This is a genomic window from Alteromonas infernus (assembly GCF_902705815.1).
This window is the reverse complement of record NZ_CACSIG010000042.1, coordinates 148254-169293: the sequence shown is the minus strand read 5'-3', so window position 1 is coordinate 169293 and position 21040 is coordinate 148254. Positions and strand designations below refer to the sequence as shown.

General features: G+C 45.0%; 14 protein-coding genes and 1 pseudogene. 9 read left to right on the top strand and 6 right to left on the bottom strand.

The annotated features are described in order from the left end of the window. Positions 1 to 610 precede the first annotated feature (610 nt). From ACX5J7_RS11295 to ACX5J7_RS11270, 6 genes are all read left to right on the top strand, one after another. Positions 611 to 3169 carry a sensor domain-containing protein gene (locus ACX5J7_RS11295; protein ID WP_498707249.1) on the top strand — a complete coding sequence of 853 codons (2559 nt, stop codon included), beginning with the start codon at positions 611 to 613 and terminating at the stop codon, positions 3167 to 3169. 173 nt (positions 3170 to 3342) lie between these two features. Further along, the gene (locus tag ACX5J7_RS11290) at positions 3343 to 4695 is read left to right on the top strand and encodes an alkaline phosphatase PhoX (protein WP_024017019.1); all 1353 of its coding nucleotides are present in this window, start codon (positions 3343 to 3345) and stop codon (positions 4693 to 4695) included. A gap of 251 nt (positions 4696 to 4946) precedes the next feature. Further along, the gene (locus ACX5J7_RS11285) at positions 4947 to 5123 is read left to right on the top strand and encodes a hypothetical protein (protein WP_498707248.1); all 177 of its coding nucleotides are present in this window, start codon (positions 4947 to 4949) and stop codon (positions 5121 to 5123) included. A 340-nt stretch (positions 5124 to 5463) separates the two neighbouring features. Continuing rightward, positions 5464 to 6528: a hypothetical protein gene (locus ACX5J7_RS11280; protein WP_015068175.1), complete on the top strand. Its 1065-nt coding sequence runs from the start codon at positions 5464 to 5466 to the stop codon at positions 6526 to 6528. Between the two features lie 58 nt (positions 6529 to 6586). Continuing rightward, a complete protein-coding gene (locus ACX5J7_RS11275; RefSeq protein WP_498707247.1) occupies positions 6587 to 7639 on the top strand; it encodes an aldo/keto reductase in 1053 nt (350 codons plus the stop codon). Between the two features lie 107 nt (positions 7640 to 7746). Continuing rightward, positions 7747 to 8901, top strand: a complete 1155-nt coding sequence (locus tag ACX5J7_RS11270) for a Na/Pi symporter (protein ID WP_020744834.1) — start codon at positions 7747 to 7749, stop codon at positions 8899 to 8901. A gap of 63 nt (positions 8902 to 8964) precedes the next feature. Here ACX5J7_RS11270 and ACX5J7_RS11265 read toward each other — a convergent pair whose 3' ends face one another. After that, positions 8965 to 10128, bottom strand: coding sequence for a DcaP family trimeric outer membrane transporter (locus ACX5J7_RS11265; protein WP_071952769.1), 1164 nt, complete (start codon positions 10126 to 10128; stop codon positions 8965 to 8967). 258 nt (positions 10129 to 10386) lie between these two features. Between ACX5J7_RS11265 and acs the strand changes: the two genes are divergently transcribed. After that, positions 10387 to 12333, top strand: coding sequence for an acetate--CoA ligase (gene acs, locus ACX5J7_RS11260; RefSeq protein ID WP_498707246.1), 1947 nt, complete (start codon positions 10387 to 10389; stop codon positions 12331 to 12333). 17 nt (positions 12334 to 12350) lie between these two features. Further along, positions 12351 to 12995: a response regulator transcription factor gene (locus ACX5J7_RS11255; RefSeq protein ID WP_015068170.1), complete on the top strand. Its 645-nt coding sequence runs from the start codon at positions 12351 to 12353 to the stop codon at positions 12993 to 12995. On the opposite strand, the gene ACX5J7_RS11250 is transcribed toward ACX5J7_RS11255, so the two are convergent. From ACX5J7_RS11250 to rimK, 4 genes and pseudogenes are all read right to left on the bottom strand, one after another. After that, entirely contained in the window at positions 12955 to 13926 is a 972-nt protein-coding gene (locus ACX5J7_RS11250; protein ID WP_020746644.1) for a type 2 periplasmic-binding domain-containing protein, read from the bottom strand. The two genes, ACX5J7_RS11255 and ACX5J7_RS11250, sit on opposite strands and share 41 nt — an antisense overlap. A 68-nt stretch (positions 13927 to 13994) precedes the next feature. Further along, a complete protein-coding gene (locus tag ACX5J7_RS11245) occupies positions 13995 to 14429 on the bottom strand; it encodes an ATP-dependent zinc protease family protein (protein WP_020744354.1) in 435 nt (144 codons plus the stop codon). 17 nt (positions 14430 to 14446) lie between these two features. After that, entirely contained in the window at positions 14447 to 15478 is a 1032-nt protein-coding gene (locus ACX5J7_RS11240; RefSeq protein WP_023559923.1) for a succinylglutamate desuccinylase/aspartoacylase family protein, read from the bottom strand. Between the two features lie 49 nt (positions 15479 to 15527). Continuing rightward, positions 15528 to 16434: pseudogene (rimK, locus tag ACX5J7_RS11235) on the bottom strand (30S ribosomal protein S6--L-glutamate ligase). Positions 16435 to 16823: 389 nt separating this feature from the next. Between rimK and ACX5J7_RS11230 the strand changes: the two are divergent. Beyond that, positions 16824 to 17447 (top strand): mechanosensitive ion channel domain-containing protein, encoded by a 624-nt coding sequence (locus ACX5J7_RS11230; RefSeq protein WP_015068165.1) that lies wholly within the window; start codon positions 16824 to 16826, stop codon positions 17445 to 17447. A 29-nt stretch (positions 17448 to 17476) separates the two neighbouring features. Here ACX5J7_RS11230 and ACX5J7_RS11225 read toward each other — a convergent pair whose 3' ends face one another. After that, positions 17477 to 20920, bottom strand: a complete 3444-nt coding sequence (locus ACX5J7_RS11225; RefSeq protein WP_020744351.1) for a PAS domain-containing hybrid sensor histidine kinase/response regulator — start codon at positions 20918 to 20920, stop codon at positions 17477 to 17479. Between the last annotated feature and the right edge of the window lie 120 nt (positions 20921 to 21040).

Below are 21040 nucleotides of genomic sequence, written 5' to 3'. Positions count from 1 at the left end.
TCCGTGAAGGTGGTCGTACAGTAGGTGCTGGTGTTGTATCTAAGATCCTAGACTAATCTAGACTTAGCAACATAAGCCAAAAAAAGCGCACTTAGGTGCGCTTTTTTATGCCTTTTGGAAAGTGCGCGAGTGTATGCCCTCCGAGAAACGCCGTAAACCCATCCATGGGGGCTTCGCAGCTGCTTCCATGCAGCTGAGAGTTCTAGAGTGAACAAGCCCCCCTTTTGCATCTATTGAGCCTGTACGGAGAGGCAGAAACGCACCGTAAATCCATCTTTGGCGGCATCAATCAGCGTCCCTACTGCGATCAGTTTTTGATGGGGCTTCACTCTCTCCTTAATTGGGATGGCAAGAAGTTTGGAAAGAAGGGGATTAACACGCCGTAAAGCCATCCTATCTTTTGTGTTAGCGGCTTCTGCACCGCATTCATTCTATGGCGGGATTTAGCGAGCAGTTGTTTAACATGGATAAGGCTAGTGGGTAGCTTTAATCGAAAGTTTAGCTAAGCTTAGGTATTGATAAATCTGAAATTTATCATTGTCATGTCTTTCTTTCATTAGTGCGAAGTGGCAAGCTTCGGTTTAGTCTTACATTAAGGTTTTATAAAGCAATGTCATTCGAGTCAGTTTTAAACGAATCGGAGTTCAGTGCGATTATCTTGGAAAATCGCAGTGCCTATGAGCAAGACTTAATAGAGTTCAACGAGTTACTGCAGGCTGACTATCTTTTTTTAGGTGTCAAAAAAGCACATAGTATTTCTGTGTTGATAGGGTTATCGCATAACTCATCGATTCCACAAATGGAATATGAGCTGAAAGGCTCTCCTTGTGAAAGCGTCTTAATAACAGGGCCGTGTGGTTATGAGTCAGACGTTTGTGTCCATTTTTCCGAAGATCAAACCCTTAAGGCGCTTAACGCCGAAGGGTATTTAGGCGCCGGGCTTTTTAACGAAAAACTTCGTGATATTGGCGTACTCGTCGCTGTGTTTAAAACGCCGAAAAAAGACATCTCTGAGTGGCTACAAGTTTTTTCACTTCAGGCCAAGCTGTTTTCTACGCAGTTTCAAAAAGACTTTTTTGCGACAAAAACTGCCCATAACTTGTCGCTTATTGATGAAATAAGTCGTATGTCGCACACGGGGTCTTGGGAATTCTACCCCGAAACTGAAAAGTTGATATGGTCACCGGAGACCTATCGAATTCACGATTTGCCAATTGATAGTGAGATAAACATACAAAAAGCACTCGATTTTATTGCGCCTGATTATCTTGCCGAGCTTACATTCGCCTTCGAAAATTTACGCTATAAGCAGTGCCCCTATGACATTCAGTGCCAAATTATCGATTCGTCCAGTTCTGTTAGATGGGTAAGAGCTTCTGGGAAGGCTGAGCTTTACAAAAACGGCGCGGTTAAGCGTCTTTTTGGTGCATTCGAAGATATTACCGAATATAAAACAGCGCTAATTCTCAGTGCAGACCGGGCTAAGAAAATTCAAAGCATTTTGAATAATATCAATGATGCTGTATTTAGTATCGACACCAGGGGCACAATCACACATTGTAACGACGTTGCGCTTAAAATGTTTGGTTACACCCGAGGCGAGTTACTCGCTCAATCCGTAGAGGTATTAATGCCAGAGCCTTACGCCTCTAACCATGCTTTTTATATGCGTAACTATATGGAGACTGGGGTAGGCAAAATTATAGGAGTAGGCCGGCAGCTTCCTGCTAAGCGAAAGAATGGCGATATCTTTCAGATGGAGCTGTCATTGTCTGAAAGTAGCGATCTGGGTGAGAAGGGCTTTATAGGTGTTATTAGAGATATTAGTGAACGCATAGAAGCGCAGGATACAATTTATAACCTCGCTTATACTGACCCTGTTACACACCTTCGAAATCAACAGTGGTTTCATCAACGTTTTAAAGATTTGATGCTGCGCGCATCAATGAATCAAGAATATATACACATTTTGTTGCTAGATATCGATAATATGGCGCAAATTAACACGCGGTTCGGCTTTGGTAACGGAAACTATGCCATAAGAAAAGTCGCCGAGCAGTTGCTCTTCGTCATCGGTCATGATTATGAGATATTTAAGTACGGTGGCGATAGTTTTGTCGTGTTGTCGAAGAAAACCTATAGAAAAGAAGATCTCCATAAATTCGATGCGAGCTTAGTGGAAAGTGCACTCCTTAGTCCACGTCATTTCGATATTGTCATAAATTCAGTGAAATGGTCTCTTACTGCGTCACTCGGCAGTGCTATCTTTAACCCGCAAGGTCAAAGTTTTGAGTCAATCATCAATGTAATCGAACAGGCTGTTAAAAGGGCAAAAAAGTCGGCGCCTTTTGGTCTTTGTCATATATCAGAGGATGGGTTTAAAGAATTCGACCGTTACTTAGATATAAAATCTAAGCTTGAACAAGCAATAGAAAGCGATGAATTATCAATAGTGCTTCAACCCCAAGTTACCCATGATGGAACTGTCTCTTCTTTCGAGGCTCTAGTGCGGTGGTACTCGAAAGAGTTAGGTCCGGTAAGCCCTGGCGAATTTATTCCTATCGCCGAAGAGAGCTATGCTATCTGCGAAATAGGCGACATTGTTTTACGAAAAACGCTGAACGTGATGAGTAACTTTGTAAAGGCCGGCTTAAATACCACTATTGCGATCAACATCAGTGCTAGACAAATTGTTATGCCAGACTTTATAAATTCGCTACTTTCTCGCGTAAATCAATTCGGCATTCCACCTCATAGGTTAATGCTGGAATTAACAGAAACCGCTTTAGTCGTAGATATTGAGCTGGTTAAGGAAACTATGCTTGAACTGGCGAAATTCGGCTTTCGTTTTTCAATTGATGATTTCGGTACGGGCTATTCCAGCCTCGCATACCTGAAAGTACTTCCTATTAGTGAACTTAAAATAGATAAATATTTTGTGGATGACATAGGTAAAGATTTTGATGGAAAAGCGACGCAGATTGTTGATGCAATCATCGAAATGGCAAAAGCGCTTAATGTGACCTGCATTGCAGAAGGTGTGGAGACTGTAGAGCAGTTAAACTATCTGAAAGGTAAAGGCTGTGAAAGATTTCAAGGCTATTACTTTTCACGTCCAGAGCCGGAAGCCTATTGGGCAGAGCTTAAGCAAAACCCAACACTTCCTTAGGTTTAAGAAAATATTTGCGATCACCGTTTACAGTATTATCCAGTCTTAAGCGTGTTTTACTCGCTGTTTATCGCTTTCATGAATGGCACTCTTGCTAGTTTGATTAGTCCATGTTGTTATAGTGTAACAATATCTAACGATAATATTTAAATTTAGCGCAGTAAGAGATTTTCATGATTACACGACGCGAGTTTTTAGTAGGATCATTGGCATTTGGTGGCCTAGCGACCAGTGCTTTTGGTAAGAAAATGAATTTGGCGTCAATGCCAATTAGTGAAGGTTATGGCGCGCTTGTTGCTGACCCCCAAAAGCTCCTCGATTTACCTAAAGGCTTTAGCTACAAGGTAATATCTAGTCTTGGCAATGCGATGTCAGATGGCATGCACGTACCTGATAGAGCGGATGGTATGGGGTGTCTACCTATAGACGATACCAGCGACAAAGTAGCGCTTATTCGTAACCACGAATTGCACCCCAAACATTTAAGTGCTCAGCCACCGTCTATCCAAAAGCATACTAGCTCGCTGGCTTACGACAATTACCATAACGGGGTTGCTTTGCCGGGTGGCACTACAACGATGGTGTACAACCTTACCACGCAAACGGTAGAGCGAGAGTTCATTAGCCTTGCTGGAACGGTAAGAAACTGTTCTGGTGGCATTACGCCCTGGGGCACATGGCTTACGTGTGAAGAATCGGTAGACCGTCCTTACGGCCCTAATGGCGATGTGGTAAACAAAGATCACGGCTATATATTTGAAGTACCTGCAAGTGCCGACTCACTGATAGAAGCTAAGCCGCTGAAAGCAATGGGGCGCTTTAACCACGAAGCCGCGTGTGTAGATCCTAAAACCGGCATTGTTTATCTAACCGAAGATAGAGGCGATAGCTTGCTTTATCGCTTTGTACCTAAAGAGTACGGCAACTTGGCGGCTGGCGGCCAGTTAGAAGCCTTAGTCGTAAAAAATAAGCTTCAGTTCGATACACGTAACTGGAATGACAACGATATGCCAGTAGCTACATGGTTCGATGTCGAGTGGGTCGCGTTAGACAACCCAGAAAGCCCTAGTGATGATTTACGCGTGCAAGGGCATGATAAAGGTGCAGCGCTTTTCGCTCGCGGTGAAGGCATACATTGGGGCGAAGATGAGCTTTATTTCTGCTGTACCAATGGCGGGCAAAAGCAGCTAGGTCAGGTGATGAAGCTTGTTCCATCTGCAGATGGAAAACAAGACAAGCTTCAGCTGTTTTTAGAAAGTGAAGACAAGAACCTGTACAACTTTGGCGATAATTTAACGGTGTGTCCAAACGGGCATTTATTGGTGTGTGAAGACCAGTACACCGACATTGTCGATAACCATTTGCGCGGTGTTACGCCAAGCGGAGAAGTGTACAACTTTGCTAAATTACATGCGCAAACTGAGCTTGCTGGTGCGTGCTTTTCGCCTAACGGCAAAACACTTTTCGTCAATATTTACTCACCTACTAAAACGTTGGCGATTACTGGCCCATGGCTAGATGCTTAAGTTTTTTCTCTAGAAGGTGTAGGAGCAGCGTTATAAATAAACGCTGCTCCTTATAGTACTTTACATTAGCTCAACGCTTTCCTACGCGTAACCCCTCCCAACGCTTACGCCCACATTTCTTTCGCTCATAAATAAATTCGATTAACTAGCATCTTTACAATCTTTAAAATCTATCGACTGAATCAACTTATCTCGTTTTAATAGTTTTACTCAATCAATAATAATGCTTTCAACTTAACAAGGAGAGCTAAATGAGCACACTATTAAAAAGGCTAACAATGGCGAATAGCCACCGTGTTTCCTCCACTATTAATCAACCTATTCGTACGCAGTGCAATTACGCTGACAACTATTACGGCGACCAAGTATGCGTAGAAGTGAAAGCCCCTAAACCTGGTACCAACCTTCATGTAGGAGTACAGCTGTGAGAACCTCGATGAAATCAACCGTATTAAATAGCATAGAATATAACTAGGGGGGAACGCCCTATTTGTATTCTATGCAGCTAGTTCAATACTAAGCCCATAAGAATATAGAAGTGGGTTCACTATGAGATCGTTATTTGCTGCATTTTTTATTTTTTTGCAGCTTCCTCTTTTGGTGACAATATCTAAAGTAACAGCAGAACGTTCAAAAATGCTACAAAGGTTTAATGATAAAACGCGTATTAAACATCTATATTTGTGACGTATTTTAATGTGTTTTTTGCGTTTTATTAGTTTTTGTTTATATTCCTGGTGTTCGTTTTTCTCCCCAGAGGAGTGAGTCATGAAATTCGATTCAATTAAATCTAGGCTAGTGTTAATGACCCTGATATGCGTGATAGGTATGGGGGTGTTGGTGGTAAGCCAACACTACTTTACGCAGCAGTTAATTAGCTTAAATCAGCAGCGAGATGTTCTACTAAGAATGGGGCAGGATTTACTTCAAATGCGAAGGCATGAAAAAGACTTTCTATTACGTCACGATACGTCTTATTTCGATGACTTTCTTGAACAGTCTTATCTTTTCAAAGGGCGTTTAACTACGCTTATTCCCTTGTTCAATGAATATAAATTGCCCGTGGCTGATGTTGAAAGCCTCTCTACATCAATTGAGGCATACAGTGGTGCATTTCAGCAGGTGGTACTTGTTCAAGAGCGCATTGGTTTAACACAAAACGACGGGTTGAGAGGCCGTATCTTAGCGCTAGAGAATGCTTTGGCTGAGGGGCCGCTTGCGCAAAAAGCTCAAGCAATCGAACAGCTCACTACTATGCAGTTAGCCACGCGCAACTTTCAAATCACCCGAGAAGGCTATTACGCTAAGCAAATAAAAGATATGAGTGCACAATTTTCTGCTAAATACCAAAATGACCCTGCGGTACGTGGCACTATAGTGCAGTATCGCGAAGCGCTGATAGGGCTTGTTGACGGCGTTATTACATTAGGTGTCACTCATAACGAAGGTTTAAGAAATGAATTTAGACAAAGCGCGCATAATGTTGAAACGCAATTAAAAGGTGTGGATGCCGCACTTCAACCTGTTATTGAACAACAAGAAGGGCAGGTGCGTATTTACAGTCTTAGTATAGCAGCGCTTACGTCTGTCGTATTAATTCTTGTTTTGATCAAGAGTTTTGCGACATTTCATCGCGCTTTTGTTAACTTTCTAACATTCTTTTATCGCTGTAAGCGCCAGTATCAGATGATTGATACAAGAAAGTTAGGGTTTGCAGAGTTGAAATCACTTGCTGAACTGGCAAATGAAATGGTTGAGTCAAAGAGAGATATCGAGGCACGACTAGCCAGTGTAGAAGCCGAGTTGGCCACTAAAAAAGCCCGCAGTTCTTAAACGAAGGTTTTCTAATGTAAGCGGTCAACTCATTATTGCATTAAAAGGTAGAAGCAAAATGAAGTTTAACCGCTTAGGAACTAGCGATTTACAAGTGTCTGACGTGTGTTTAGGTACAATGACATGGGGTATTCAAAACACTCAGCAAGACGCAGATGAGCAACTAGCATATGCCCTTGATAAAGGTGTTAATTTTATCGATACCGCAGAAATGTACCCAGTGCCGCCCAATGTTGATACGTACGGCGATACCGAGCGCGTGATCGGGAATTGGCTCTCGCGCAACCCGTCAAAGCGCGCTGATATTGTACTGATGACTAAAATTGCAGGTAGCGGTTTAAAGTATATTCGAAATGCAGGGCCTATTACCGCCGATGCAATCGCCAATGCGTTAACGTATTCATTAGAACGTCTGAATACCGATTATATCGATGTTTATCAACTTCATTGGCCTAATCGAGTCACCCCTCACTTTGGTAAGCACTGGCCTGATGGGGCGAACCCTACGAAGACCAATAGGGAGCAAGAACTTGATGGTATGCGAGATATACTAACCGGAATTAAGCGCGCCCTTGATGAAGGAAAAATAAGGCATTGGGGGTTGTCGGATGATACGCCATGGGGAATTCACACATTTTTGATGCTATGTAATGAAATGGATATCCCACTTCCTGTTTCCATTCAAAATGAATTTAGTCTACTTCACGCAAAAGATTGGCCGTATCTGATAGAAATGTGTGAACTAGAGAATATTGCTTATTTGCCCTGGTCGCCTTTAGCAACGGGAATGTTAAGCGGTAAATATCAAAAGGGGGCGCGTCCTGAAGGAAGCCGGTGGACATTAGCACAGCGAATGGGACTATTTAGAGATAAGCCGCCGGCGCAGGCTGCCACCGTTGAGTACATGCAGATTGCCAAAAAGGCCGGAATTACGCCGTCTCAACTTGCGTTAGCCTGGTGTCAGCAGGTCCCTGGCGTCACTTCTACTATTATCGGCGCAACAACGATGCCCCAGCTAAAAGAGAATATTGATGCGTTCGACTTATCGCTTTCTCAAGAAACCTTAGATGACGTTCACAGTGTGCTAAGGCAATATCCTATGGGCTTCTAAGCCCCTCATAGCCCATTAGAACTGGCGGGAGGCATGCGTACTCCCGTCATTTTTGTGTAATACGCACGTCATACTATGGCCTTTTCATGTATTAAACCGTGCGTATTATGTCAATGACCGACCCACAGCTAGCCCAGAACGACGCCCTTCAAAAAACACATAATTGGCGTCAGTGGTTACTCTTAGTGCTCCTAGTTTACGTTATGTTACTTGCTGTTAGTATGATTGGCAGCGGGTTCAAATTTGCCACTGGCGATCATGCCAAAGCGCTTTTTAGCTTCGCTTCTAACCCTGTGATGGGGTTAATTATTGGCATGGTATCCACTGCACTTATTCAATCTTCTAGTACGGTCACGTCTATTATTGTGGGCATGGTAGCCGGTGGTTTACCTATTACTATTGCGATACCCATGATGATGGGAGCTAATATTGGTACAAGTATTACTAACACCCTGGTGAGCCTAGGCCACGTAGCAAGAAAAGAAGAATTTCAACGGGCCTTTAACGCCGCCACCATACACGATTTTTTTAACGTGCTATCAGTGCTGATATTTTTACCCTTAGAAATGGCATTTGGCATTTTGGAATATTTAAGTGCTCAAATGGTCGCAATTTTTCATACCGGACAAGCCATTGGGGTTGATGGTGTTAACCCAATAAAAGTGGCAACCCAACCTGTTACCGACCTTGCTACCCACGTATTCTCATTTTTGCCTTCTATTTACCCTGGCGTGGCTAAGATTATTTTGGGTATTGGGCTTATTATGTTTTCTATCACCTATATGGGCAAAATTATGAAATCGCTCATGGTGGGGAAGGCTAAAGCGCTATTGCATACTAGCATTGGTAAAGGGCCACTTTCCGGCATTGCATCAGGTGCGGTAATGACTGTGTTAGTGCAATCGTCATCAACAACCACATCGCTCATGGTGCCTTTGGTTGGCAGCGGTATTCTAAAGGCAAAAGACATCTACCCGTTCACCTTAGGTGCCAATATTGGTACCTGCATTACTGCGCTAATCGCGGCACTAGGCGTAGTGGGAGTAAATAGTGGGTTTGCATTACAAATTGCTTTTGTTCATCTGATTTACAATGTACTGGGCGTAACGCTTATTTACGGCTTTCCGCTATTGCGTAACATTCCGCTTAACCTTTCCTATCAATTATCTGTGATAGCAGCAGAGCGTAAAATGTATGGAGCAGCCTACATAGGTGGCTTGTTCTTTATCATGCCATTGGGGATTATTTTTACTACGATGTAGTCGTCGAGGGAATGATGAAAACGGCGCAGGCGCCGTTTTCATAGGGTTTATTGAAAGGCTGGATTAAAACGCATACTTCGCTGAAACTTGGAAGCGATTCATATCACCTTCTAAACCTGCTTCAACTTCGCGATGAGCAAATGCGTACTCTGCGCCCACGGTCAGTGCTTTTGTTGGCGAGTACAAGTAGTTAACGCGTGTACTGTATGTGCTTTCGGTTACTGCCATCCCCGTAAGCGTTGCGTCATTATCAGCCTCAAATGCTGAAAACATGATGCTGCTGCGCGCTTTATCGCTCCACTTGTGGCGATACGCAATGCCGTAACCGGTAGAGTCGATTGCTTCAAGGTCGCCACTTTCTGTGAGTACAGCGCCATTGGCAGCGTTAAGGGCTGAATATCGTCCTAGACCTTTACCTGAATTGAACGTGAAGCGGATGTCATCGCCATTTGCCAAGTTGTATTTACCGGTAACTGATACGCCGAAGCTAGTTTCATCTGCATCAATCCCTGCGGCGTTATCGTAGGAAAGCTGGCGAAGTAAGCCTGCTACTTTTACATAACCCCAATCTTGTTTGGACGTGTAAGCTGCTACTAAATCAGGCACGCTGCTATCGTCACTTGTGATACGGCCGCCACCGCCAAAGGGGGTGATAGTCGACTCAGGATTTTCTAACGCAATCTGCAGCCCGCCGTTGGTGTATCTCACCATCACTTGTCGGCCAAAAGTAATACCGTCAGTAGTACCAATGAAGTCCAGTGACTCAGGTAGGGAGTAGACGTCCATGAACGTCGTCCATGTTTGACCAACCAACCAATTTTTATACGTCAGGTAAGCATGACGTACGCGAGGCGTGTACGAGTTACTGATACGTTCATCACCGCCGCTAGTTACAACGAAGTCGAGTTCGAATACACCGTTTATGGTATCGCCTTCAGCCGTAGGCGTTGATGTTGCAAAGCGGAATCGTGATGTTCTAATGTGGGCATCAAACTGTGGGTCTTCGTCAACGCCACCAACCGGAGTTAGTGAAGGGATGTAAAAGTCGCGGCCTACGCTTCCCGAGGCAATGGTGCCGTCAGAGTAGTCGCTTACCATCGCATCGACTTTGATATAGCCTGTGAATTTCACACTTGTGTCGCCGATTGTTGCTGCTTGCGCCGCGCCGCTAGATGCCGCTAGGCACAATGCTACCGCGGTAGCCGTATTTTTTATTTTAGCTTTCATCGTGTCTGTTCCAAAATGTGGTTAAATAAATGTAAATTCAACGTTAACATTGCTGATTGTGTACGTATTATTTCAAAATTAAATAAGCCTATGGTCGCATAAGACTATAGTCGCAGTATTTTTACACTAATTCTTCGTTACGAGAACCTAAGTAGGAGGTTGTTAAGACCAAAGTCTCATTTTGCTTTGTGAGTGAATGGCTAGAGTGTTTCACCATACAACAAGAATTTTACATTATTGATATTGGAGGCAATCTTTATGACCGCCGGCAAAACTTATCCTGTACCTGAGAATATCCTTCAGTCTACACATCTTAATGCGTCGCAATATGACGAAATGTACAAGCAATCTATAGAACAACCCGAAGCGTTTTGGGGCGAACATGCGTCTATTCTTGAGTGGTACCAAAAGCCAACCAAAATTAAAAACACGCATTTTGGTGAAAACGACGTGTCTATCAAATGGTTTGAAGACGGTGAGCTAAACGCCAGCTATAACTGTATCGACCGCCATCTTGCTAATAATGCCACTAAGGTTGCCTTTCATTGGGAAGGTGACTCTCCCGAAGAGAGTCAAGATATTACCTACCAAGAAGTGCACTACGAAGTATGTAAGTTAGCGAATGCACTGAAGGGCATGGGCGTAGAAAAAGGTGACCGTGTGGCTATCTATATGCCAATGGTGCCAGAGGCGGCTTACGCTATGCTCGCCTGTGCCCGAATAGGGGCTGTTCACTCGGTGATCTTTGGCGGCTTCTCGCCAAACGCCATTGCCGATCGCATTAACGACAGCAGTGCTAAAGTCGTTATTACGGCTGATGAAGGACGCCGTGCTGGAAGAAGCATTCCCTTAAAAGCGAATGTAGATAAAGCGCTGGCAGGCGATGCATGCCCGTCGATTACTCACGTACTGGTCCATAAACTTACTGGTGGTGACGTTGATTGGAACGAAAAGCATGATGTGTGGTGGCAAGATGCCGTAGACGGCATGTCTGCCCAGTGTGAGCCAGAGGTAATGAACGCGGAAGACCCGTTATTTATTCTTTATACGTCAGGTTCAACGGGAACGCCCAAAGGCGTGGTGCATACCACAGGGGGTTACCTGTTGTATTCTGCCATGACCTTTAAATATGCGTTCGACTATAAAGACGATGATGTTTACTGGTGTACGGCTGATGTGGGTTGGATTACAGGCCACAGCTATATGGTTTACGGCCCTATGGTTAACGCCGCTTCGCAAGTCTTCTTTGAGGGGGTTCCGACGTACCCAGATGTTAAGCGTATTGCTCAAGTGGTAGAGAAGTACAAAGTAAATAGCCTTTACACAGCGCCTACGGCTATTCGTGCGCTAATGGCTCATGGCGATGCGCCCGCTGAAGGTTGTGATTTATCATCACTGCGTTTACTTGGCACCGTGGGTGAGCCGATTAACCCTGAAGCGTGGGAATGGTATCACCGCGTGATTGGCCAAGGCCGCTGCCCCATTATCGATACGTGGTGGCAAACCGAAACCGGTGGTCACATGATTTTACCACTACCCGGTGCGACGGAATTAAAACCAGGCTCAGCCAGTCGTCCTTTCTTTGGTATTCAGCCTGCGTTGTTTGATGCAGATGGCAAAGAGTTAGAGGGAGCGGCCGAAGGTAACTTAGTGATTAAAGACAGTTGGCCAAGCCAAGCGCGCACGGTATACGGCGACCATCAGCGTTTTATCAATACGTATTTTAGTGCATACAAAGGGGTGTACTTTACCGGTGACGGTGCCCGCTGTGATGAAGATGGTTTCTATTGGATCACTGGCCGCGTAGATGACGTGTTAAACGTGTCAGGTCACCGCCTAGGCACCGCAGAAATTGAAAGTGCGCTGGTTGCTCATCCTAAAGTGGCGGAAGCTGCGGTAGTAGGTTTTCCTCACGATATTAAAGGGCAGGGCATTTACGTTTACGTGACACCAAATGAAGGGGTTGAAGCAGACGAAGCGCTAACCAAAGAGCTTAAAGCGTGGGTACGCCAAGAGCTTAGTCCAATAGCCACGCCCGATATGATTCAGTGGTCACACGGTTTACCCAAAACCCGCTCGGGTAAAATTATGCGCCGCATTCTTAGAAAAATCGCGGCTAACGAGCACGAGCAATTAGGTGACACTTCTACATTGGCGGATCCGTCGGTTGTTGATACACTGATAGAGGAACGTCTAAATAAGTAAAACTAAGGATATAGACAATGATAACCCTTCTAATCGCTGATGATCATCCGCTGTATCGCGATGCACTAAGAGGCGCGTTATCGTTGTCATTGCCAGCCTTAACGCTTAAAGAGGCTGGCGACTTAACCACCACAGTCGATATTCTTAATAACGAGGATATCGATTTGCTGTTACTCGATTTACATATGCCGGGCAGCAATGATTTGTTCGGCTTATTGCACATTCGTAAACTCTTTCCTGAACTTCCCGTTGCAGTCGTGTCGGGAACCGAAGATACCACTCTCATCTCGAAAATAATTAGTGTTGGCGCACTTGGCTTTATCCCTAAAACTGCCAGTGCACAAGACATTGCTAATGCCGTAGAAGCGATTTTAGATGGCGACGTATGGTTACCTGAAAACTTAAGTGAAAATGTTGATGAAGTGAACGAAGCGTTTTCTGAGTTAGCAGATAAGGTAGCATCGCTTACCCCATCGCAATACAAAGTATTGTGTTACATGCGAGATGGGTTGTTGAATAAGCAAATTGGCTTTAACTTAGATATTGCTGAGGCTACCGTGAAAGCCCACGTTACGGCTATCTTCAAAAAGCTAGGAATAAATAATCGCACGCAGGCGGTGCTTATTGCTTCTCAACTTGAACTGGAACCGCCATCTCAGTAGCCTCAAAATCTTCTAAAGGCTTTGACGCAGAAAACTCGGGAAGAAACTTCTCTAGCGCCAAACGGCTTTGTTCACTCAAAAATGGGTTTTCAATGCCTATCACGGTTCGCTCTTCAATAAGCGACATGCCCTGCTTAAAATTAGCATTTGCCACTAATAGCGCCTGAAATTTACCCGTTTCAAACAAAGTCAGTAAACCTTCGGTAATACGGTTAGCCAACGCTTGGTTATCGCTACTTACGAAGAAAAATATGGGGCTTGGGTAAGCAATGATAAGGTTTTGATCTATGACGAGATCACGTGAAAGGGTATCATCTTGGGCCTCTTCATGAATTTCCATTACGCTACGAGGAAACATGTCTGCAAAGCCTTCCGATACAATACGGAAAGAGGCGCGGTATGTGGTTTCTAATACTGGGATATCGTTGGCGCGAAAAATTTTTGTATCGGGCCAGTCATAGCCCAAGACGGCTCTGAAAGCTTGTAAATCCTGAAGGGTTTCCACGCCTTTTAATCGAGTGTCACCTGCCTTTACAAATAGAGCTCGTTTACCAAAAAGCCCGGCCATAATAGGGATACGGATAGGCAAAAACTGACGTTCCCGTTCTTTAGAGGTCACACTCCAGGTTACGTCTAGCATATTGTGTTCAAGGCTTCGCAATTGACGCTCTTGCGCTGTTTCTTGGTCGCTGACTAAAAGCTCAAATGTGCCATATTGGGCCTTTGTAACACGTAACGACTCTGCTAAAAGTGTTTTTGCATACGCGTACACGGCATCTCTGCCGGGATGAACATTTGGCAGCCGAATAACAGTGTGGGGTAGCTCACTTTGAACCTTACTCGCCACGACTTCTTGAGCACTAATAGTGAAAGACGTCACAGTACTTAGTAGTAACGCGACCCACCCTAGTTGTTTAGTCCACATGTCCATAAAGTTCACTTTATTTATTCCGGTGAAGCCCACCACCTATCGTCTGGCCTTTCAACGCGTGGTGATAATTAGTCTCTTCCCGTAAGCAAAAAATCGTGCTCTGGGTCGACAATAAAATGCCCGCTCATTGCTTCGCGTCCAAGTAACATAAGATACGTCATTTCAGAGCGGTCAGTAAGGGTTAACTGTATATCCCACTGGTACCCATCCATTATTATAGGCGTAATTATCACATAGCGCTTTTCCCGTGTAGCCGTAGAGCTTTTGACTCGTTTCTTTCCTTCCACTCGCGCTTCTCTGCGCACCACTCGCTCAACGTTGTGAATATCTGGATGGATATCGAAGGTAATCCAAAGCTCACCGTTTTGCTCAAATTCTTCGATATTGTCTACATGTAACGAAGACGTGGCTGCGCCCGTATCCACGCGCACATTCAGGTCAGTAATAGCAAGTTTGGGTAGGTCACACAGCTCTACCGCACCAACGATTTTTTTATTGTTCATTTATTGTTATACCAATTTTATAAACCAGGGTCTTGTTCTTGTGGCAATAAATTGTCTTGCAATAACTCTACGTGTTCTGCAACGGTATCAGGCTCAGAGAAGTATGCAATGTGATAAATCGCTTCACCTTCTTGAGTGAGTGGAATATTTTGTTTACCAATGACGACCCCTTCTGCAGGACTTACAATACTATCTAGATAGTTGCCAAACGGGTCTGCAATGATAGCCAGCTTGTCACCCTTTTCCACATGATCGCCAAGTTGTGCTAAGTGCGTAACAAACCCGCTTTCCGGGGCACGAACCCAGCCGCTCTGTCTGGCGATAAAACGTTCAATGCTATGACCCTTACTGCGGCTTTTATTGAGCATGCCTAAATGACGCATGGTGTTAATAATGCCTTTTACACCTGCTCGTATAGAGAACTCATCGTAGCGCAGTGCTTGCCCGGCCTCGTAAAGTAAGATTTTAACACCGTTTGCGCTGGCCGCTTCTCGCAATGATCCGTCCCGTAATTCTGCATTGAGTAACACAGGAACACCAAATGCTTTGGCCATTTCCAGCACGGCTGCATCGTCTAAATCGGCGCGAATCTGGGGAAGGTTACTGCGGTGTATTGCACCAGTGTGAAGGTCTATTCCTACATCACACTTGCTTACGACTTCTTTAAAAAATAAGTTCGCTAAACGGCCGGCCAAAGAACCTTTTTTGCTTCCTGGAAAACTGCGGTTTAAATCCCGTCGGTCTGGTAAATAGCGAGACTGATTGAGTACGCCATATACGTTAACCATAGGTACCGCAATTAATGTACCCCTAATGCGCTCAATCGCTTTTGAACGAATTAAACGCCCCACGATTTCTATCCCGTTTAGTTCATCGCCATGAATGGCTGCACTTACAAACATAGTAGGGCCCGGTCGCTTTCCACGTCTTACATACACCGGAATGCTCATGTTAGTAGCCGTATAAAGCGGCGGCATTTCTAGCTCAATCTTTTTTGTTTCGCCAGGGGCAATGCTCTCCCCCCCAATTGTTAGCACATCGTTTACCACTCACGTTTTCCTATAAGTAGGTTATTGCAAAGCAAAGGTAAAAAAAGGGTTAGCCCTTTCCTCGGGTTTTGGTTTTATGCGGCTCTGCACATTTTTTCAATAAATTCAATGATCATGCTGGCCACATCTTTCGTGGTGGCTTTTTCTATACCTTCTAATCCTGGCGACGAGTTGACCTCCATGACAACCGGGCCATTGTTTGAGCGCAGAATGTCTACACCACAGCAATTTAGACCCATTGTTTTCGCCGCATCGACTGCCGTTTTTCGCTCAGCGGGACTTAAGCGCACTAAGCTTGCTTGCCCACCGCGGTGAAGGTTAGAGCGAAATTCTCCCGGTGCCGCTTGGCGCTTCATCGCCGCAACCACTTTGCCGCCCACTACAAAGCAGCGAATGTCACTGCCGCCTGCCTCTTTAATAAACTCTTGCACTAGAATACTGGCGTTTAACCCCATGAATGCTTCGATAATCGACTCTGCCGCTTTCTGTGTATCTGCCAACACCACACCGATACCTTGGGTACCTTCTAGAAGCTTAATCACCACCGGTGCGCCGCCTACAGTTTTAATAACATCGTCAATTTTATCTGGGTGGTGAGCAAACCCCGTTCTAGGCATGCCAATGCCTTTGCGTGATAAAAGTTGTAGGGAACGCAGCTTATCGCGAGAGCGGCTAATCGCGACCGACTCATTAAGGCTATACGTCCCCATCATCTCAAACTGGCGCACTACCGACGTACCGTAAAAACTCACCGACGCTCCAATACGAGGGATAACCGCATCGTAATAGGGAAGTTTTTTACCGTGGTAGCGTACAGATGGACGCGCACTGGTGATATCCATGTAACAGTGCATGGTGTCGATAACATCAACGTCATGCCCTCGAGCCTGACCGGCTTCAACTAAGCGTGAAGTAGAGTAAAGGCGAGGGTTTCTTGAAAGAATTGCAATGCGCATTATAAAAACCTGTAGTTTAAAAGTTGTCGTTTTTTTGACCCGGCTAGTGTTATTAAAGCGTGAATATCACACTCTGTCGATGCGAGGTGTCGTTTTTATTGATGGTGTATTATCACTTTCACTTTGCCCTCATTCTTTGCCCTCAACGGGCACGCTGTGAGCAAGCGAGAACAATATAATGCGACAGGCATCACTAGGTACGTCATTTTGCGCGCATACTAATAGAAGTATTTAACACTGTCTTACGAATAATTCTTGTTGTGTCGATTGCTTTTAATGCATGAACTCGTGAGTTATTCACGTTAGCATGAAGACGCGTCGGCGTCTTCTGTCGGCAATCTTCGCGCGTTTGACATAAATAGCGCTATAAAAATTAAGGGTTTACTGTGATGAATGAATGGTGGCATGGGTTTTTGACGTGGTTGACGCAATACCAGTCAAATGCCGTGTGGAGTGGCGTGGTGCTGTTGTTTTATTTGGGCATGTCTCGCAAATTATTGCCAAAGCTAGAAAGCAATATCGAAAAGTCTAAGCTTAAGTCCCATAGTGCCCTTAAAGGCTTGTTTGCCGCGCGGGTTATCGTTGCCACTGTTTCTCTAGCGCTCCTTTTGCTTGCGTGGGGAATTGATTTTTCAGGCTTGTTGGTGCTGTCCACGTCCATTATTACGGTAACAGGTGTCGCGCTTTTTGCCAGCTGGTCACTCATTAGTAACATCACCGCTTATTTTATTTTGTTGACGAATGTGGCTTATCGCAGAGGGAACTATGTTCGCGTGCTTGACGGGGATAACTATATTGAAGGAATTATTGCTGACGTGGGCCCATTTAGTACACGCCTGGTTACAGCAGAGCGTGAAACACTGATGTACCCGAATAATTTAATTCTTACTCGCCCAGTGTTGCTGAACCCTAAACAAAAATGGGGCTCAATGGGTAAGATAGTGGCAAAATCTTCGAGTGAAACCGCTGTTGTGAAAACAGAAGATAGTAAAGCTCACGAAGAGTTTCTCTAATTCGTAACTAAAGGTGCCCACAATTAAAGCTAAACGTTTTTTGCTTCCCTAATATAGCGCGTCATACTTTGAAGAAGGGCACGGAGTTTGGCGGGTTTAAGTGGCTTTGCCAAAAAGTTTACGCCCTGCGCTTTACATTGTGTGACCAAGCTCTCATCGGGGGTTGCGGTTATCAAAGCGGCTGGCACCACAATGTTAAGCCTGTGCCTAATTTCCTCTATCAGCGCTAATCCGTTTTTCTCGCTGTCGTGGCTAAGCTGATAATCCATTAACAGAATTTGCGGCTGAATTGTCTTACACAGGGTTAGTGCATCATCCCAGTTGTTGGCAAGGGCAACGTTAATCCCCCACTTTTGCAAAAGGGTTTTCATGGCATCAAGGTTTTCTTTTTGATCGTCCACACACAGAACGTCCATACCCGTGAAGGTGGTGCCGCGAGGTTTCGATACAATACTCGATACCCGTTTGGGTTCGGCTTTCTCGAGCGTAAACGTAAAACAACTGCCTTTACCTATTTGTGACATGACTTGGATATCGCTGTTTAGTTGAAGGCTTAGGCGCCTTACTACCCCTAAGCCCAGCCCCAAACCGTGCTCTTTACTCTCGTTTGCACGGAAAAAGTCGCCGAAGATACTGTCTTTTTTATCGGCAGATATACCTATGCCCGTATCGAGAATTTTAAAATGAACGGTGTTTTTTATTGGTTTTACAATAAATAGAACCCGTCCCTTTTCGGTATATTTCACAGCATTTGATAGCAAATTTTGAGTAATTCGGTACAAGTAGGTTTTGTCCGCTCTAACCCAGCAGGGACGCACAATGGCTTTAAAGCCCAAGCCTTTTTCTTTGGCTCGCATGGCCATTTCGTCTATCAGCGGGGAAAGTAGTGCCGTAATATCAATAGATTCAATATCCGGTTTCATCTCGCCCTGATCTAAACGTGCAATATCTAACAGTGTACCAATCAGTGTTTCGCTCGACGTAACGCTGTGTCCAAGTTTCTGAATAATGGCGTGGGACGATTCGGGTAGCTCTTGCTCTTCTAGCGCACTGACATAAAGCTTTGCCGCGTTCAAAGGCTGCAGAACGTCGTGACTGGCGAGCGCCAAGAACCGGGTTTTACTGGCGTTAGCATCTTCGGCCGCTTTTCTTGCTCTTATCAGCTCTTTTTCTGCTTCAGAACGACGTTCAATTTCAAGACGTAACTCGGCGTTAATTGAATGCACTTCTTCAGTACGCTTTTTAATTCGCGCTTCAAGATCTATATTCGACTCTTCTAGAGCCTGCTGAATTTCCACATGCCCTGTTATGTCGTTGAAACTTGTTACGAAGCCGCCACCAGGTAGCGGGTTGCCGACCATTTCAATGACTCGGCCATCTTTGCGCTGGCGGGTAAAGCGGTGAGGCATGCCCGAGCGCAAATGTGAGAGACGTTTTTCAACTTCGCTATCTACGTTATCTGTACCAAATTCACCCTGAGCGGCATTGTATCGAATGAGCTTTTCTATTGGAGTACCCACCGCGAGTAAGTTGTCGGGGTAAGGGTAGAGATTAGCGTAGCGCTTGTTCCACGCTACTAAGTTTAAATGCTTGTCGACAACGCTGATTCCTTGATCCATGTTTTCAAGCGACGTTAAAAGCGCGGTCATATTAAATTGCATTGCCTGCGTGGTGTCATCAAAGAAGTTGATAACCTCAGTGAAGTCCATTTTTTTACCACGTAACGCGCTGTCTAGCAGCACTTTTGCGCTCGATGCGCCAATAACACCACCTAATGCACGCTCGCAGAAGGATAAAAAGGATTCATTAGGCGTGTCGTCATGCTTCAATTGACAGTTATTAAGGTGCTGGTATTGGTCTAGCAACTGCTCACACCGACCAGATCCCATGAAGGTAGAAAGTAAAGTAATAAGGTCTGATACTGTTACGTTCGTTGCCTGGGTTTTTACTGTGTTACTGCTGGATATAGCGGGAGATACGAAGGCTTCGGCTTGAATGCGATCGATAAGACGCTGGGGCGCGAAGTGAGAAAATAAAATGTACACAAAGCTATTTGCCGCCAAGCTAATCATGGCGCCTTGGCTGATTAACTCGTTTTGCTCCATTTGCGATACTTGCTCGCTCACAATGGGAAGCACTAGCCACAGCACCCAAATAACTAGGCCTACCATTAGGCCTGCATATACCCCGTGTGCATGAGCCCGCTTCCAATACAGCCCGCCCACAATGGCAGGCATTAGCTGAATAACCAGCGAGAAGGCAATTAAGCCGATAGAGTGAAGAGAGCGGCTGCTGGTCATTTGCTGGTGGTATAAAAACGCCATAAGTAGAATAAACGCTATAACAATACGGCGAATTAAACGAATCTTTCTCGATACGTCCTTTTTGTCATCTGTGTTGCCCGTAAACGCTAATATGCGAGGTAAAATAACATCGTTAGTTAACATAGTGCTAAGGGTTAGCGTAGCGACAATGATCATCGCCGTTGCCGCGGACAACCCGCCCACAAATACAATAACCTGAAGCAGTACCGACTCGGAAAATACGGCCAGTGATAACACGTAAGAGTCGGGCTCTATGCCTTGGTTGGCGAAGATCGCTTTGCCCGCGATAGCAATTATCGGGATCACGGCGGAAATAACAGTAAGGTATAAGGGAAAGAGCCAACGCGCAGTGCGCAAATGCCCAAGGCTTAAATTGTCGATAATGGCAACGTGGAACTGGCGGGGTAAACACACTATTGCAGCGGCAGCCATGATCGTTTGTGCAATAAAGCTGAACGAGCCAAACTGAGAGAGGGCGATTTCATTAGTAAAACTTTCAAAAAACGGCCCTGACTGGGTTCGTTTCCATGCACTATACCCAACCGCAGCCACTAGCACCAAAGCCAGTAATTTGATGGTCGATTCGAATGCTATGGCTAACATCAAGCCCCGGCGGTATTCAGTGACATCGGTTTGGCGTGTGCCAAAGTAAATAGCAAAAGCGGCAATGAAGCCGGTGGCGGCAATAATAATGCCGTTGCTGTTTGGTTGTTGCGTTAACAACTGGAAAGTCGCCCCAACGGCCTTCAACTGAAGTGCGATATAGGGAATGGTGGCCAATAAAGCAATAAGTGTTACTACTAACGCAACGGTTTGGCGCTTCCCATAACGTGAAGCAATAAAGTCTGAGATGGTGGTAATGTGTTGCTTTTTACTCACCAGGGTCAGCTTGTAAATAAACTTATACCCCAATACATAAACCAAAATGGGACCAAGCATAATGGGTAGGTAAATCCATGTATCTCGGCTTGCTTGGCCTACCATTCCAAAGAACGTCCAAGCCGTACAGTAAATAGCGAGCGCGAGTGAATAAATAGCCGGGTGAGAGGTGAGTGCGCGGGCAGTAGGTGAATTCTTTTCGCCCCAACTCGCTAATGAAAATAGCAAGAAGAGATACAGAACTGCAAGCGTTACCCAACCAAAGACCATAACATTCCTTTTAACGAAGATTTAACAATGCTGTTGCTATTATAACCATTTCGACCATGGTCTACCTACGACCATGGTCTCATTTTGAATTTCATGATGCAGGACTAGAGTAATAGCCGA

Coding starts and splice junctions, on each gene's coding strand:
- ACX5J7_RS11295 (WP_498707249.1), top strand. CDS start 611: ATGTCATTCGAGTCAGTTTTAAACGAATCGGAGTTCAGTGCGATTATC.
- ACX5J7_RS11290 (WP_024017019.1), top strand. CDS start 3,343: ATGATTACACGACGCGAGTTTTTAGTAGGATCATTGGCATTTGGTGGC.
- ACX5J7_RS11285 (WP_498707248.1), top strand. CDS start 4,947: ATGAGCACACTATTAAAAAGGCTAACAATGGCGAATAGCCACCGTGTT.
- ACX5J7_RS11280 (WP_015068175.1), top strand. CDS start 5,464: ATGAAATTCGATTCAATTAAATCTAGGCTAGTGTTAATGACCCTGATA.
- ACX5J7_RS11275 (WP_498707247.1), top strand. CDS start 6,587: ATGAAGTTTAACCGCTTAGGAACTAGCGATTTACAAGTGTCTGACGTG.
- ACX5J7_RS11270 (WP_020744834.1), top strand. CDS start 7,747: ATGTCAATGACCGACCCACAGCTAGCCCAGAACGACGCCCTTCAAAAA.
- ACX5J7_RS11265 (WP_071952769.1), bottom strand. CDS start 10,128: ATGAAAGCTAAAATAAAAAATACGGCTACCGCGGTAGCATTGTGCCTA.
- acs (WP_498707246.1), top strand. CDS start 10,387: ATGACCGCCGGCAAAACTTATCCTGTACCTGAGAATATCCTTCAGTCT.
- ACX5J7_RS11255 (WP_015068170.1), top strand. CDS start 12,351: ATGATAACCCTTCTAATCGCTGATGATCATCCGCTGTATCGCGATGCA.
- ACX5J7_RS11250 (WP_020746644.1), bottom strand. CDS start 13,926: ATGGACATGTGGACTAAACAACTAGGGTGGGTCGCGTTACTACTAAGT.
- ACX5J7_RS11245 (WP_020744354.1), bottom strand. CDS start 14,429: ATGAACAATAAAAAAATCGTTGGTGCGGTAGAGCTGTGTGACCTACCC.
- ACX5J7_RS11230 (WP_015068165.1), top strand. CDS start 16,824: ATGAATGAATGGTGGCATGGGTTTTTGACGTGGTTGACGCAATACCAG.
- ACX5J7_RS11225 (WP_020744351.1), bottom strand. CDS start 20,920: ATGGTCTTTGGTTGGGTAACGCTTGCAGTTCTGTATCTCTTCTTGCTA.